The sequence below is a fragment of the Pseudomonas sp. PGPR40 genome, assembly GCF_022014505.1.
GTDB lineage: Bacteria > Pseudomonadota > Gammaproteobacteria > Pseudomonadales > Pseudomonadaceae > Aquipseudomonas.
The window spans coordinates 304,005-318,097 of record NZ_JAKLSP010000001.1; the positions used below are offsets into that span (position 1 = coordinate 304,005).

Sequence of the window (14,093 nt, forward strand, 5' to 3'; positions counted from 1 at the left end):
TCACCCACAACGCCATTTCAAATCTAGAGATTGCAGCACCAATAGGTATCGCAAAGTCTCTAGCATCAATTACATCCATCAATACCGCAGACTTGACCGCTGAACGATTCCTCCTTGCCCTTTGCTTCCAAATACATTTGATTCAATGCTTGAAGAAAGTCTTCTGGGCGCTGAGCACCCGAGATGGAAAATGCATTGTCAAACACAAAAAACGGAACGCCTGAGCCGAATCGGGCCGCTGTGCGCTCGTCTACCTGCATCTGAAGACGCAGATCCGGGGATGACCATGCGAGTCGAATTGACTCATCAGATGCCCCTACAGACTTTGCTATCGCCTCTAAACTTTTTCTGTCAAAGAGCGATTTACCCTGGGTGGTACTTTGCTCATAGAGCGCTTCCACCAGGTTTTTCTTCACTGCTTCATCTTCGACTGCTTTGACTAATACGTGCGCATCCGCAGTGTCACCAAACAGCATGGTTTCAAAACGGTAATCAAGCCCCGAAGATTGGCCATATTGCTTCACCGTACTCATCATGGTTACAGCAGCGGCTGGACTACCCAATTTACGCTTGAGGGCTCCTACCATAGGCTCAGCAACGTGGTTCGGGGCTAGACGGTAAGCTCTAACGTTGACTTGAACGCTGTCCTTGTGAGGGAAATTTTCAAGCGCTTTTTCAAAACGACGCTTAGCGACCCAGCACCAAGGACAGACGTAATCAGACCAAATATCTACTACAAATTTCTTCGAAACACTGCTCATAAATCACTCTGTTTTAAAGGAAGTAGAAGAAGTCGTCGCTATTAAGGGAAGGCTAAAAGCGATTGTTAACAACTCTGTTGATGCCCACTGGTATGTCTGATCTCACGAGCAGCCATTGCGGCTGATCGCTCCACCGATTCGAGCAAGCAGTCGAACCCAGCTAAAGGATCTGCTGATCTGCCCAATGTCCAATCAATGAGACTCGCCCCCTCTAATGCGCTCAACAGCATGAATGCATAGGATTGAGCGGGCTTGGCCAGTAACCAGCCTTTCTGAATAGCTGCCTCACTGATGGCTCTTTGGAGCCAGTCAAGTTGCGTCTCGAAAAAGACTCGAGTAAGCACTTGAAGCGATGAAGGTAGTGCAGCCATTTCTGCCGCCAGTGCGCCACATAAAGGTAGAAGCCCATCATTCGCACTGACGATAAACAGACGAGAAAAAGCTCGAAGCCGCATCAAAGGATCTTTATCAGTGTCTTCAATTGACCTAATGGTCGCTTCGAAGCGATTGATTGAGTCTTTGATCAACTCTTGACCGAGACACTCTTTGGTCGGGAAGTGATGATGAATGCTGGCTTTTCTAATACCAATCGTCGCGGCTAGATCAGCGTAACTAAATGCTGAGTAACCCTTAGACCTCATCTGGTTTTCCGCGACTTTTAACAGCGCTGCTCTTGTCGAAACGGACATTAAAAACTCCTGCGGCTAGGGTTCAGCCGCCCTACACCAAAAGCTGGCAAGCTGCTGCCAACTGGGCCAGTCAAATGGCCTTGGATTAACGTTCGAGCCGTTGCACCTCCCAGCACTCTTAGTGAGGGAATGGAAGTCGATTTAGACGACTTCCATCAGACAGCGTTAGCTGAAATCAGGCACGAACGGCCATAATTCCAGCATCCACGTCCCAGATAGCGCCTGTCACCCAGGACGTCTTGTCCGACAGTAGGAACAGGATGGTGTTGGCGACATCTTCCGGAACACCCACACGCCCCAGCGGATGGAATGCGTTAAGCGATTCCATGGCTGCTGGAATTGCCTCTTTGTCCATGAACCCTTCATAGATCGAGGTGTGAACGATCCCTGGCGAGACGGCGTTGACACGGATACCCGAGTGAGCCAATTCAATTGCCAGGTTACGGGTCAGCGCATGCAGACCTGCCTTCGCCATGGAGTAGGCAGAGGCCGGCGAGCCTGCCAGTGCAGCCTGGGCACCGATTGAGCCGACGTTGACGATTGATCCTTCGCGCTTGGCGGCGAGCATGTTCTTTACCACCGCTTGGGTGATGAAGAACGTCGCACGATTGAGAGACAGGTACATGTCGTACTCAGCTTCGTCATGCTCGGTGAAGGCTTTGGGAATGAAAATGCCGGCGGAATTCACCATCAGGCTGATATCGCTATGGTTGGCATTGATTTCGTTGCGAACGAAATTCATACCCTCTTCAGTCATGAGGTTTGCGACTATCACGGAAACCGGGCCAAGCGCGCTCAACTCGCTACGAACGGCGTCTGCCTTGTCTTGTTTACTGCCTGTCAACACTACGCTGCCGCCAGCTTTCAGCACCATGCGGGCAGTTTCCAGACCCATGCCACTGGTACCACCTACCACAAGCAGTTTCTTACCTTTAAAAAAATCGTTCATTTCATACTCCAGCTAACCAAGTTTTCGAAAATCGCAGCGCCAGAGATCATTCGTCTGCTGGCGCTCTTAGGGTTCAGAGAATCAAACCGTTGAAAATCAGTCCTCGCGAACCTCGAGGGTCGGCACCATACGGATGGCTTTCGAGAAGTTGGCGTAGTTGACCGAAGTCTTAATCACATTTTTATGCAGCTCTTCCACGCGCTCACGAGGTGCGTCGGTGTGCAGGCGAATCACGACGCTCACTTCGTCATACCCTGGGTTGACACTCTCGTCGAGGCCCAAGAAACCGCGCAGGTCGAGGATACCGTCCGTCTCAATTTCCAGACTGTGGATCTTGATACCCATCATGGCGGCGTTGGCCGCATAACCCACCGACATACAAGCGTTGAGAGCAGCCATCAGCAGTTCTTGAGGGTTAGGTGCAGTGTTCTGGCCCAGCAACTCATTTGGCTCATCGGCGGCGATTTCAAAATCACGCGAATAGGTTTCACCGGCGAGGCTATAGCGGCTGACTTTCGCCACAGAGCGGGTCTGGCCTTTCCACTGGGTCTTGACGTTAAAGCTGGCGTGGCGCTTGCCTGCATCCTCAGCAACACCTTGGGCAAACTGCTGCAGGGCGGCTACGTCAATACCGTTCAGGTTATTCGTCATCTGATAAGTCCTCTGTGAATGCGTTTTTGCGCGTGGGTTAAAGGTTCTACGAAACAACTCTACCAACTGGTAGGATGGGTTGCAATAGAATTTTCGTTAAATCGCATGAGCCACCCAAGCTGCTAATGACGCAACCGGCTCTCAAGCCTCATTAAACGTAGCGCATAGCAAAACACTGCCTGTCCGACCGGACAGACGGAGGCAGCATCTGAACAGGCATGCGCACGTAACATTTTGTGTTTGGGCGAAGGGATACCGCTAAGGAGAAAATATCTTTAGCGCATCTGAGGGATAACGAGAGAGGCCCACCTAAAAAGATGGGCAGAATCAAAAACTTAAAGAGGGATCTGCTAGCTAAATGACAACAAGATGTTCTAAGTGCAAATTACGATACGATAATATTTTTTAAAATCAAATCAAACCCAGACTGATCAACCACATTGTCGTTGAGCGCCCAGGAAACAAAACTGCTACCTTCAAGCAAGCTCAAAATCGCTCGTGAAATCTCTTTGGGATTGAGTTCTGCTTTTATCACATTCTGAGATTGACCTATTACTAAGTTACTTTCCAACCAGGCAATATGTATTTCGAAGAATTTTTTGGTCAGCTCTTTAAGGCTGTCCGGTAGAGCAGAAAGTTCAGCAGCAAGCGCACCGCAAAGAGGTAGCATTCCATTTTTTGAGCTATCGACAAACAGCGCCGAAAACTCTTTCAATCGAATGATTGTATCGGAGCTTTCTTCGTTTATTAACTCCAAGCTCTTGGAAAACCTAAAAAGATAACTCTCAATGACGGCAATTCCGAGCCCTTCCTTTGTAGGAAAGTGGTGATGAATACTCGCCTTTTTTATACCAATTTCGTCAGCCAAATCTGCATAGCTAAATGCAGCGTAGCCTTTGGTGCGCAGCAACATCTCGGCAGTGGTTAAAAGGTCGGAACGCGTACTCATAAAGCCTACCTAGAATTTTTGATAAAAGCATATTAACCGTCTTAAAACTATTGTTCAACTCAAACGATGAGAGAACGTCGTGAAACGTGCCCTCATCGCTATTAAGCTAGACTCCTACATGGCTGGAAGTACCCTCAATCTCTTCCAAGCCCGCTGCTTTGGAACGGACGGCCTTCGACCAACCCAGCATCAGCGCTCCAGCGACTAACGGTATAGAAAGAACGGTGTAAGTTCCGTTGGGATAATCGAACGCCAAGAGAATCAATACCACAAGCAAGAAAACAAGGGTTAGCCAAGAGGTGAACGGCGCTCCGGGCATTCTAAATGAGACCATTTCGACCTCACCTCTTTTGACAGCACGACGGTAATTTATTTGCGATAAAACAATGAATGCCCAAGTCGAAAGAATCCCCAGCGATACCAGGTTCAGTAAGAGCTCAAATAATTGCGATGGAATCAGAAAATTTAGTACAACACCAAATACGTTAATCCCCATGGTGACCAAGATCCCCATATAGGGTACTCCTTGGGTACTCATGCGTTTAAACATTTTTGGCGCTGACCCACCCATGGCAAGCGATCTCAATACGCGACCAGTTGCGTACAAACCAGAATTAAGACTTGAGAGCGCCGCCGTCATTACAACGATGTTCATAACGGAGCCAATCCCAGGAATCCCCAGCGCCTCAAAAAACGTTACGAAAGGACTAACGTTAGCGCTATAAGCTGTCCAAGGTAGAACAGTAACGAGTAAAAATACTGACCCTACGTAAAACAGACCTATTCTCCAGATCACACCATTGATTGCTTTAGGGATAACATTTTTAGCATCCGCCGTCTCGCCAGCGGCAGTCCCCACCAACTCTATGCTCGCATAAGCAAAGATCACGCCTTGTACAATGATAATTGCAGGCAGAAGCCCATGCGGGAACATTCCCCCGTTATCTGTAATCAGGTGTAAGCCTGGAATATGCCCGGCAACCTCATGGCCCGTAGCAAAGAAGAACGAACCAATCACCAAGAACACACTGATAGCAGCGACCTTAATTACGGCAAACCAGAACTCCATTTCACCAAACCACTTAACACCAACCATGTTCATCAATGTAACTACGCCCAAGGCGCTTAATGCAAAAATCCACTGAGGAACGTCTGAAAAAACGCTCCAATACTTCATATAAATAGCAATCGCGGTTATATCAACAACCCCTGTTAACGCCCAAACGAGAAAATACATCCAGCCAGCAACGAAGGAAGCACGCTCTCCCATAAATTCCCTGGTATAGGATACGAAACTACCACTGCTTGGACGGTGCATTACCAGCTCACCAAGCGCCCTTAAGATGAAAAAAGCGAAGATGCCACAGATTAAATAAACAACTGCAAGTGCAGGCCCTGCGATTTGCAGTCTAGCTCCCGCCCCCAAAAACAACCCGGTGCCGATTGCCCCACCTAACGCCATCATCTGTACGTGACGTTTTTTTAAGTGTTTTGAGTATCCGCTTTCATGGGAATCAAGCCAGTTCGACCTATCTTTCAGTTCGTTACTGCACTGAACTTCTGAAAGGGATTGAATTTTTTGTTTTTTCATGTCTCACCCGAACGATTTATTTGCAGTTTTTTTTCTTATCTCTTGCAAACTTAACTTCTTCCTCCCATCCCATGGGAAGTGCGGGAAACGCCTCGAGCTCCAATGTCGTCAACGACACTAAACCTCTCCCGCTTAATGCCATAGCGCGCTCAGATCATCGCTTTTAGGTCGACCAGGTAGCGAAATCCCGAGACACCAAAAACCTACCATTCACATGGGAGCCATGCAAACTCTATTTTTCTATATTTTCAAATCATTGTTTTTAAACGTTTTTTTACTACATGCCAACCTAATGGTAGACTTTTAATGTGAATGGCATTTTAATCTTGAATCTGCGGTAGCTGCGCAACCCAACTCACCAAGGTAAGAATTGGATTCGGTATGAAAAAATATAAAAACGTACAAACCCTACTCGCCCACGCGTCTATCGAGCCTGATCAGCATCATGGCTTCGTGAATACACCGGTTTACCGGGGTTCCACTGTGGCTTTCCCTACGTGTGAATCGATGCGCGAGGGACGCCAAAAATATATGTATGGCCGATGGAATAACCCTTCGACGGAGGCATTGACTCAGGCCCTCCAGCACTTGGAGGGGGCGGAAGGCACGGTTCTTTGCCCTTCAGGGCTCTCTGCATGTACGACTGCCATACTGTCTGTGGTGGGAGCTGGGGATCACCTGCTAATTGCGGACAACGTATATTCGCCGATAAGGGCTTTTTGTGAGCAGGTGGGTCGCCGCCTTGGAATCGAGGTCTCGTTTTACGATCCGACAATAGGTGCCGGAATCGTAGATTTCCTCAAGCCAAACACTAAAGCCATCTATACCGAATCTCCTGGCTCCTTGACTCTGGAAATACAAGATATCCCTGCAATAGCCAAGGTTGCCCACGAACATGACATCCTGGTTATTGCAGACAATACTTGGGGTACACCGCTTTACTTTCCTTCATTGGAACTTGGTGTCGATCTGTCCATCATGGCGGCCACAAAATATATCGTCGGCCACTCCGATGCCGTTCTTGGCACCGTATCAGCCTCCAAGCGTGCGTGGGATAACCTCAAGCGATTCCATTTCAACATGGGCTTGTTTGCTAGTCCGGATGATGTGACATTGGCGCTACGAGGAATGAGGACGCTGGATGTGCGACTGGAACGTCATTACAAAAACGCTACGACTGTCGCCAAGTGGCTGGAGACACGCGGGGAAGTGGAAGCAGTTTATTATCCTGCATTAGAGTCTCACCCCCAGCACCAGCTATGGAAAAGGGATTTTAAAGGAGCATCAGGCCTACTATCCTTCGTGACCAAACCTTCCACACAAGCAGCGGCAGATGCACTCTTGGATAACCTATCGTTGTTTTCAATAGGCTACTCTTGGGGCGGTTTTGAAAGCTTGGCGATGATCGCCGATCCCAAACCCGTTAGAAGTGCGACGTCTTGGGAAGTTGATGGGCACCTTGTGCGACTTCATATTGGTCTTGAAGATCCATCTGATCTTATCGCCGATCTCGAAGAAGGCTTTGCGAGATTTAATATTTTACGCAGCCAACACACTGCCAAATATTCATAAAACTGCATTAGGCACAGCCCTTTATGGGCTGTGCTTGCCGTATGTAGGTGAGGTACTCGGTTCTCACATTTTACTCGACCTGGTGTCGGGACAGCAGGAGTCGTTCTCCTGCAACAAAATCTGGGGGCAAGCGTTTTTATATAGAAAGCTCTGTGCTAACACCAACTGCGATCAGAGGCATGGACGATGGTTGCTGATCATTTCTGATAGTTGACCATAGCACATGGTCGATTCCCTTCCCTATATTGAAAACACTGCTTCCGGCATTATAAGCTTCCATGGGAAGTGAGGCCTTTAATAACGATAGTCATCCATTGCGCCAATAACTGCTCCATCAATTCCGGACTTGTCGGAACTGAATCCGCTCGCCACATTAAACTCAGGACGCCATTAGCTGCTGCCCACATGGAGGTAGTGGCAAGGTATGGGTCAACAGCCGGATCAATCGAACCGTCAGAGATGCCATCGGCAATGGCGGCTTCCATTTTGCTGTTTTGGTGCCTTACCAACTCGCTTACACGCGATAAAGCTTCAGGCTCATTAGGAGGATCCGCTAGCAGTCGGAACTCATTTGGGCGTTCAAAAGCGAACCGAAAGTAACCTTTAGCGGCCATTTGAAGTCGCTCCAAAGGCGTCCCAGCTGCGGCATAAGCGGCATCCATGTAGGCCTTGTTTTCCTCAAAGGCCCTTTCAGCAACTGCCATAAGCAATGCTGATCGTCCACCAATTCGGTTGTAGATGGTCTGCACCGCAACGTCCGCTCGTTCCGCGACGGCTTCGAGCGTCAAGGCGACTGCTCCACCCTCCAGTATCAAGGCTTCGGCGTTTTCAATAATTGCTAGCCGCGTGGCCTCAGCCTTGCGTTGGGTGCGTGTGGGAAAGGTGATTTTTGTCATGGCGCGAGTATACATGAAGAACTTTATTGTAAGGCATTCCAATTTTGGAATAGGATCAAAAAAACAATAAGGACTCCACCATGCCCCAACGTCTAGATGTATCGTTTCCGTCCAAGGGTGCAAGCTGCGCCGCCTGGCTGTACCTACCGCAAGAGCCCTCCCCGCACCCGGTGGTCGTGATGGCTCACGGTCTCGGTGGAGTACGAGAAATGCGCTTGGATGCTTTTGCTGAGCGGTTCTGCGAGGCCGGGTATGCCTGTCTGGTATTCGACTACCGAAACTTTGGAGCGAGCGAAGGTGAACCTCGGCAACTCCTAGATATAGCGAGCCAACAGGAAGATTGGCGATCAGCCGTCGCCTATGCCCGCACCCAAAAGGAATTGGATCCGGCAAAGGTAATTCTGTGGGGATCCTCTTTCAGTGGAGGCCATGTGATCCACACTGCCGTTGCTGACGAAAAAATCGCAGCGGTAATCGCCCAGTGCCCTTTCACCGACGGCCTAGCGTCGTTTTTCAAAGTCAATCTGCTGACTTCGCTCAAATTGACCATGCTAGGCGTGGCAGACGTGGTCTGCTCGATACTTGGTATTGCGCCAGTGCCGGTAAAAATTGCAGGGCCAAAGGGCTCCGCTGCACTTATGACGGCCAAGGATGCCGAATCTGGTTACCTCGGATTGGTACCAGACAAATTCCCTTTCAAAAATTACGTGGCTGCGCGTTTTGCGCTGTCCATCGCGTTTTATCGGCCAGGAAAGAAAACACCAAAGATTTTTTGTCCCATTTTGTTCTGCATCTGCGAGACAGATACCGTTGCCCCTGCTGGCCCGACACTGCACTACGCCAAACGAACTATGGATGCTGAGATTCACATTTGCCAAGAAGGCCACTTCGATATCTATGTCGGCGAGGCCTTTGAGCAAGTTATCGAAAAGGAAATTGCATTTCTCAAACGCCGCGTCTCACGTGGCGCAGCAAGCTTTCGCCTTGCATAACGGAGTAAACGTATCCCCTAAAAAAGAAAAACGTTTTCCCAAGATAACTAACAGTCGCCGAACGCAGACTAGGTAACTGGCTTATGAATTCTCACATGAAGGCATAATAATGACTATCAAACCTACTGTATTCATCACTGGCGCAGCCAAAGGCATTGGCGCGGAAACTGCTTTAATGTTTTCCAAGCAGGGATATCGTGTAGCCGCAACTGACGCCAACGAAAGAGATCTGGAAAAATTAAAGAAAACTTTAGGAAACGATCATTTCTATCGTCGACTGGATGTAACCAATTCTGAGGACTTCGCAGCGACATTAAAGGAGTTTGCTGTAGAAAACGGCGGAGCAATTGACATACTGATCAATAATGCAGGGATAGCCTTTATTGATGATTTTGAAAAAGTATCACTTGAAAAACACCTTGCGTTAACAGATGTGAATGTTAAGGGGGTGCAAATCGGAACCTTTCATGCGTTTCAATATTTAAAGAAAAGTTCACAGCCATCAATGATCAGCATGTGCTCTCTAAGCTCAGAGTATGGCGTGCCAAGTGAGGCCTCATATTCAGCAAGTAAATTTTGGGTAAAGGGATTTACTGAGGCGATTAACATCGAATGGGATCGTCATGGTATCTACGTATGCGATGTAATGCCAAATTTTGTTGCGACCCCCATGATGCAAAACCTAGACGGAAAAATTGTACAATCAATTGGCATAAAGCTTAACGCCAATGATGTGAGCGCTACCATCTGGAAAGCAGTGCAGAACCGCAAACACGTCCACTGGGAAGTAGACACCTGGCGCCCGCGCCTACTCCGCGCCATTAATAAACTGCTACCAAAAAATGTTCGCAGAGCCGCTATGAAACACCTAAGTGGCTACTAAGCTCATTCATCACACTGCGAACTTGCATGACTCGTAAAATATTTTCGGCGCGATCGGCTGTCTGACTGTATTCGCCGAACGCTATATTTCTGCAATAGACGATGTTAGCCACCCAAAAAATAAATCCAATAAAAGGCTATTCAAACTAGCCTTGGGAGATAACTATGACCAGCAAAAATAAAAATAATATCTTGGTGACCCTGCTCTTTATTGTATTTTTCTGTTCAAGAGCCCACGCGGAATCCGATCAGCCGATGAATGCTGTGAAATTAGGATTTGCTGATATTCACTTTCATACCAGCACAAGCGATTTAGAAGGCCCCGCTGGCACGACACCAACAGGAATTACAGCAAATATCAACAACACCCAAACGCTAGCAATAATCTACGAGCGTCAAATTTCCGGGCCTTGGTCTATAGTTTTACAAGGTGGCCTACCTCCAACTTTGAAAGTTGATGCTGCTGGCACCGCGAAGTCGCTTGGTAAAATCGCTACTGCGAAAGCTTGGTTCCCAGCTATCATTCTGAAATACACCTTTCGCGACGTTTTTGGTTTTCGTCCTTACGTTGGAGCTGGAGTGAACTATTCATTCTATACTGACAAGCGGATGACTGATGCTTATACAAACGGGTTTGGTGGCATATCGAGTTCAGCGAAGTTGGATGACACTTGGGGCGGCGTGATGAAGTTCGGTGCGGAGTTCCCTCTTTCAGACAACTGGGTATTTGACGTGGGGTACTCTCATTATTGGATAAAAACGAAGGCCACTATTGCCACAGAAACACCGGGCGTCGGCAGGATTGAAAGAACTATCCAAGCCAAGGCTAATCCGGATGCATTTGGCTTGTTGATCGGATACAAGTTCTAAATATACCATAAGTAAATATCAAAAAATAACACTCAACAAGTTCAAAAGCCTTCCCCTTGCTCTGTACCGATCAACTGACATTGAGTTCCGGTTGATCGGCTTAGGCAAATCCATCACCATAAAATGCCTCAACGACCGAGTCTAGAGCCCTCGGCAAGGTCGCACGAATTCAGTTTACAGCCTACCTACTGGATGGTATATTATGTTTCAAGAAATCAAACGTGATACTTGAATTTTAGCTAAATACCACACACGCCACCGGAAGTGGACAGTAAAAGAGATTCCTATTTTTTGGAGGCGCTTGGTGAGACGAACAATATTTGCCCCGTCAAACTTAAAAAACACCAGAAAAGTGGTGCTACTTACTGCTTTAGCAATGCTGGCATTCGCAGCTAATTCGGTGCTTTGCCGACTTGCACTTCGTCATACAGAAATTGATCCTACCTCCTTCACACTAATACGCTTGGTGAGCGGAGCTATCATGCTTTGGGGGCTCCTAGCAATTAAAAGTTCTAGTTCCCGCCCATCAGGAACCTGGTTTGGCGCTTTCACGCTGTTCGCCTACGCGTTTGCTTTTTCATACGCATATTTGAACCTGGAAACTGGAACTGGCGCGTTACTTTTGTTCGGCGCAGTACAACTCACCATGCTTGGTTACGGCTACTGCAAAGGCGAGAGGATGCAGGGAGTCGCGGTTGTAGGGCTACTGCTTGCTATTGGAGGTCTTGTGGCCTTGTTATTACCCGGGACAAGTGCGCCTGCGCTTGGTAGCGCTGGAATTATGCTGTTGTCAGGCATTGCATGGGCCGGATACTCATTAATCGGCAAGCAATCGAACGACCCACTCGCATCGACTACAGGAAATTTCTTGCGAGCCGTCCCTATGATGCTTTTGGCATCGATCCCCTTCGTTAATGACTTTTCGATCGATTTTTGGGGGGCTCTTTGTGCCATTGCGTCTGGGACAATTGCCTCAGGTGTTGGTTATGCCATCTGGTACGCAGCGATACGTTCGCTTTCATCGTTTCGAGCAGCAACCATCCAATTGAGTGTTCCTGTCTTAGCGTCTCTCGCTGGGGTACTCATTCTGGGTGAGCATCTCACCGTTCGCTTAGCGCTGACATCGTTGGCAGTGTTAGGAGGAATTGGCTTGGTGCTTAGCGACAAGCGTTTAGCAAATGGAGCTAATTGATTTCCGGGATCTCAATCGCCACAGGTGACATTCGCGGGGGCGGACTCCTCGATGCAGATGCTATGAGTTGGAGCCCCTGGTCAGCAAGCGAATCGAATGGCCTGGCCGTTCGGCACTTTGAAGGTTGATTTTTAGGCTGGCCATTGAAACACTGAATACCGACCGATCGGTACAGCGTGAGGTGCCGGTGGGCCGCCATACTTGTTGATCAGGAGAACAAAAATGAAGAATGACTCAACAGATGACAAAACTGGGATTGCCACAACCTTGGCTCGTCGAGACTTCCTTAGCAGAACAGGCATGATCGTCGGCACAGCGGCACTCGGTGCAACATTTGCACCTCTTGTACGAGCTACAGAATCCTCTGTTAGTAGTGCCGTTGGAGGCAAGCAGCTGGAGGTGCCGGCCTGGACAAAAACTTTAGGCGGCCCCACAGCTGTACCCTACGGTAAACCTTCTAAGTTTGAGACTAATGCAGTACGCAATATGTACCCTGGGCTGAAGGAACCAATGTCAGCCTATAGCACTTCCCCACTCCAAGAATTGGATGGAATCATCACACCCAACGGACTGTTCTATGAACGTAATCACGCAGGGGTTCCAGACATCGATCCTGCGAATCACCAACTGGTGATTCATGGACTGACGAAAGCAGCACTTCTATTTACTGTGAATGAGATAAGGCAATTTCCATCCGTCTCACGCATTCACTTCATCGAATGCTCAGGAAATCCCTCCTTTTTACCGCCATGGGGCAAAACTGCGGCTGAAGTAGCTGGCTTGGTAAGTTGTGCCGAATGGACTGGTGTGCCCTTAAAAACACTATTGGAAGAAGCAGGTCTTAAGCCTGAGGCGAAATGGGTTATCGCTGAAGGGGCAGATGGTGCAGCCATGACTCGAAGCATACCGATCGAGAAATGTTTGGATGACGTAATGGTCGTGTATAGCCAGAACGGTGAAAGGCTACGCCCCGAGCAAGGGTACCCAATACGCTTGCTAGTACCTGGATATGAGGGCAATACCCACATCAAATGGTTACGGCGTTTACACGTGACCGATGCTCCTGCTTATAGCCGTGAAGAAACGGCCAAATACACCGATCTCATGGCCGATGGACGATCAAGAAAGTTCTCATTTGTGATGGAATGCAAGTCGCTCATCACCTCCCCTTCAGGTACGCATAAACTCACACGCAAAGGCCTCCATGAAATGCGTGGCATCGCTTGGAGCGGAAACGGAAAAATTATGCGAGTGGATGTGTCCGTCGACGGCGGGCGTAACTGGTATGAAGCGAAGCTCCAAGAACCTGTACTCAATAAATCTCTGACGGCATTCCGCGCTCCATTCGAATGGTTAGGAACGGAAATGGTCATTATGAGCCGCGCTATTGATGAGACAGGGTACGTTCAACCAAGCCTCGAACAATTGAAGGAAGTGCGCGGAGAGGTCTCTTTCTACCACAACAATGCTACCCAGCCTTGGCGAATCAACTCCAATGGGGAGGTGACAAATGGCCGTGCATAAAATGATAGTCATGAAGCTGGGGGTATTAAGTATTTGTGTTGTTGCGAATGTAGCGGCTGACCAGAAGCATGGTTTGGGACATTCAGTGACAGAGGAACAAATCGCAAGTTGGAATATTGACGTTGCCCCCGATGGTAAGAACCTGCCCGCCGGTCAAGGTACAGTCATGGACGGAGAGAAGATTTATCAGACATCCTGTCTTGCCTGTCATGGCGCCAACCTCGAGGGTGGCATGGGGCCAGCGCTAATGGGCGGAAAAGGCACTCTAACCTCTAAAAAACCGGTGAAAACAGTAGGCAGCTATTGGCCCTACGCGACCACACTATACGACTACGTCAGGCGCGCTATGCCGTTCCAACAGCCTCAATCGTTGAGCAATGATCAGGTGTACTCAGTGGTTGGTTATATTCTGAACAAAAACGAGCTTCTGGAAGCGAACGCTACGGTTAATGCGGAGACTCTCATAAAGGTCAAAATGCCAAATCGCGACGCGTTCTACGTCGACGATAGGCCCGATGTCAAAGTGAAGCCTTGCTACAAGGACTGTCAATAGTCCGAGAGCTGGAGCGTCAGCT

Annotated in this window: 14 protein-coding genes; 7 read left to right on the top strand and 7 right to left on the bottom strand. The window is 48.6% G+C overall.

The window, feature by feature from the left end:
* Positions 1–65: 65 nt before the first annotated feature.
* The 6 genes from MEB48_RS01345 to MEB48_RS01370 form a co-directional block, all read right to left on the bottom strand.
* Entirely contained in the window at positions 66–761 is a 696-nt protein-coding gene (locus MEB48_RS01345; protein ID WP_237881134.1) for a DsbA family oxidoreductase, read from the bottom strand.
* A 65-nt stretch (positions 762–826) separates the two neighbouring features.
* Positions 827–1,450, bottom strand: coding sequence for a TetR/AcrR family transcriptional regulator (locus MEB48_RS01350; RefSeq protein WP_237881136.1), 624 nt, complete (start codon positions 1,448–1,450; stop codon positions 827–829).
* A 175-nt stretch (positions 1,451–1,625) separates the two neighbouring features.
* The gene (locus MEB48_RS01355) at positions 1,626–2,399 is read right to left on the bottom strand and encodes an SDR family NAD(P)-dependent oxidoreductase (protein ID WP_237881138.1); all 774 of its coding nucleotides are present in this window, start codon (positions 2,397–2,399) and stop codon (positions 1,626–1,628) included.
* Between the two features lie 96 nt (positions 2,400–2,495).
* The gene (locus MEB48_RS01360) at positions 2,496–3,050 is read right to left on the bottom strand and encodes an OsmC family protein (RefSeq protein WP_237881140.1); all 555 of its coding nucleotides are present in this window, start codon (positions 3,048–3,050) and stop codon (positions 2,496–2,498) included.
* A 385-nt stretch (positions 3,051–3,435) separates the two neighbouring features.
* Positions 3,436–3,999, bottom strand: coding sequence for a TetR/AcrR family transcriptional regulator (locus MEB48_RS01365; RefSeq protein WP_237881142.1), 564 nt, complete (start codon positions 3,997–3,999; stop codon positions 3,436–3,438).
* Positions 4,000–4,105: 106 nt separating this feature from the next.
* Positions 4,106–5,590, bottom strand: coding sequence for an amino acid permease (locus MEB48_RS01370; RefSeq protein ID WP_237881144.1), 1,485 nt, complete (start codon positions 5,588–5,590; stop codon positions 4,106–4,108).
* A gap of 381 nt (positions 5,591–5,971) precedes the next feature.
* Between MEB48_RS01370 and metC the strand changes: the two genes are divergently transcribed.
* Positions 5,972–7,162: a cystathionine beta-lyase gene (gene metC / locus MEB48_RS01375; protein WP_237881146.1), complete on the top strand. Its 1,191-nt coding sequence runs from the start codon at positions 5,972–5,974 to the stop codon at positions 7,160–7,162.
* Between the two features lie 266 nt (positions 7,163–7,428).
* Here metC and MEB48_RS01380 read toward each other — a convergent pair whose 3' ends face one another.
* On the bottom strand, positions 7,429–8,073 hold the full coding sequence (locus MEB48_RS01380) for a TetR/AcrR family transcriptional regulator (RefSeq protein ID WP_237881148.1): 645 nt from the start codon (positions 8,071–8,073) through the stop codon (positions 7,429–7,431).
* A gap of 65 nt (positions 8,074–8,138) precedes the next feature.
* On the opposite strand from MEB48_RS01380, the gene MEB48_RS01385 reads away from it, so the two are divergent.
* The 6 genes from MEB48_RS01385 (at position 8,139) to MEB48_RS01410 (ending at position 14,071) form a co-directional block, all read left to right on the top strand.
* On the top strand, positions 8,139–9,050 hold the full coding sequence (locus MEB48_RS01385) for an alpha/beta hydrolase (protein WP_237881150.1): 912 nt from the start codon (positions 8,139–8,141) through the stop codon (positions 9,048–9,050).
* Positions 9,051–9,159: 109 nt separating this feature from the next.
* Positions 9,160–9,933: an SDR family oxidoreductase gene (locus MEB48_RS01390; RefSeq protein WP_237881152.1), complete on the top strand. Its 774-nt coding sequence runs from the start codon at positions 9,160–9,162 to the stop codon at positions 9,931–9,933.
* A gap of 164 nt (positions 9,934–10,097) precedes the next feature.
* Positions 10,098–10,802 (top strand): OmpW/AlkL family protein, encoded by a 705-nt coding sequence (locus tag MEB48_RS01395; protein WP_237881154.1) that lies wholly within the window; start codon positions 10,098–10,100, stop codon positions 10,800–10,802.
* Between the two features lie 304 nt (positions 10,803–11,106).
* Positions 11,107–11,994: a DMT family transporter gene (locus tag MEB48_RS01400; RefSeq protein WP_442969044.1), complete on the top strand. Its 888-nt coding sequence runs from the start codon at positions 11,107–11,109 to the stop codon at positions 11,992–11,994.
* Positions 11,995–12,216: 222 nt separating this feature from the next.
* Entirely contained in the window at positions 12,217–13,518 is a 1,302-nt protein-coding gene (soxC, locus tag MEB48_RS01405; protein ID WP_237881156.1) for a sulfite dehydrogenase, read from the top strand.
* The gene (locus MEB48_RS01410) at positions 13,505–14,071 is read left to right on the top strand and encodes a c-type cytochrome (protein WP_237881158.1); all 567 of its coding nucleotides are present in this window, start codon (positions 13,505–13,507) and stop codon (positions 14,069–14,071) included. Before soxC ends, MEB48_RS01410 begins: the two co-directional genes overlap by 14 nt.
* The last annotated feature ends 22 nt before the right edge of the window (positions 14,072–14,093 follow it).